The organism is Variovorax sp. P1_H12_2, assembly GCF_056405335.1.
The window spans coordinates 1-1,840 of sequence record NZ_JBFUCI010000680.1; the positions used below are offsets into that span (position 1 = coordinate 1).

Here is a 1,840-nt window from a genome sequence, read left to right on the forward strand (position 1 = left end):
GCTGTTCACCTTCAACATCGCGCTGTCGGTGATGGTGCTGCTGGTCAGCATGTACACGATGAAGGCGCTGGATTTCGCCGCCTTCCCCGCGGTGCTGCTGTTCTCCACCCTGCTGCGGCTGTCGCTCAACGTGGCCTCCACCCGCGTGGTGCTGCTGCACGGCCACACCGGGCCCGATGCGGCGGGCAAGGTGATCGAGGCCTTCGGCCACTTCCTGGTCGGCGGCAACTTCGCGGTCGGCGTGATGGTCTTCATCATCCTGGTGCTGATCAACTTCATGGTGATCACCAAGGGCGCGGGCCGCATCGCCGAGGTCGGCGCGCGCTTCATGCTCGACGCCATGCCCGGCAAGCAGATGGCGATCGACGCCGACCTCAACGCCGGCCTGATCGGCGAGGACGTCGCTCGCAAGCGCCGCACCGAAGTCGCGCAGGAGGCGGACTTCTACGGCTCGATGGACGGTGCCAGCAAATTCGTGCGCGGCGACGCCGTGGCGGGCCTCTTGATCATGGTCATCAACATCATCGGCGGCCTGGTGGTCGGGGTGGTGCAGCACGGACTGGACTTCTCGACCGCCGGCAAGACCTACACGCTGCTGGCGATCGGCGACGGCCTGGTGGCACAGATCCCGGCGCTCGTGATCTCGACTGCGGCCGGCGTGATCGTCTCGCGCGTGACCACCGACGAGGACGTCGGCAGCCAGCTCACGGGCCAGCTTTTCTCCAACCCGCAGGTGCTGTTCCTGACGGCCGCGATCATCGGCCTGATGGGCATGATCCCGGGCATGCCGAACCTGGCCTTCCTGCTGATCGCGGGCGGCCTGGCCTGGCTGGGCCACGGGCTTCTCAAGCGCAAGCCGAAGCAGGAGGCGGCGCAAGCGGCCGCCGCCCAGGCCGCGCTGCCCCCGGCGGCCGAGACCGCCGAGGCCAGCTGGGACGACATCTCGCTGGTCGATCCGCTCGGCATGGAGGTCGGCTACCGGCTGATCCCGCTGGTGGACCAATCGCAGCAGGGCGAACTGCTGGGCCGCATCAAGAGCATCCGCAAGAAGATCGCGCAGGAGATCGGCTTCCTGGTCCCGGTGGTGCACATCCGCGACAACCTCGAGATCAAGCCGAACACCTACGTGATCAGCCTGAAGGGCGTCGAGATCGGACGCGGCGAGGCCTTTCCGAACCAGTGGATGGCGATCAACCCGGGCCAGGTCACGGGCAGCCTGCCCGGCACGCTGACGCAGGACCCGGCCTTCGGCCTGCCGGCGGTGTGGATCGACGGCAACCTGCGCCAGCAGGCGCAGATCCACGGCTACACCGTGGTCGACGCCTGCACCGTGATGGCCACCCACCTGAACCACCTGATCCAGACCCATGCCGCCGAGCTGCTGGGCCGCCAGGAAGTGCAGCAGCTGCTGGACCAGATCGCCAAGACCGCGCCGAAGCTGACCGAGGACCTGGTGCCGAAGGTCATCACGCTGAGCACGCTGCACAAGGTGCTGCAGAACCTGCTCGAGGAAGAAGTGCCGATCCGCGACATGCGCACCATCCTCGACGTCATGGCCGAGCACGCGCCGACCGTGAAGGACGCGACCGAGCTGACGACGCTGGTCCGGCTGGCGCTCGGCCGCGCCATCACCCAGCAGCTCTTCCCCGGCGATGCCGAACTCCAGGTCATCGGCCTGGACGGCTCGCTCGACAGCGTGCTGCAGCAGGCCATGACCAGCAGCAGCGGCATCGAGCCCGGCCTCGCCGACAACCTGCTGCGCCAGACCCAGGCCGCCATCGTGCGCCAGGAGCAGATGGGCCTGGCGCCGGTGCTGGTCGTGCTGCACGGGCTGCGGGTG

General features: G+C 68.1%; 1 protein-coding gene. It reads left to right on the top strand.

All coding sequences use genetic code 11. From position 1 onward, the window contains the following. A partial coding sequence (gene flhA / locus AC1D2K_RS34130; RefSeq protein ID WP_478094791.1) for a flagellar biosynthesis protein FlhA occupies positions 1-1,840 on the top strand: 1,840 nt, incomplete at both ends.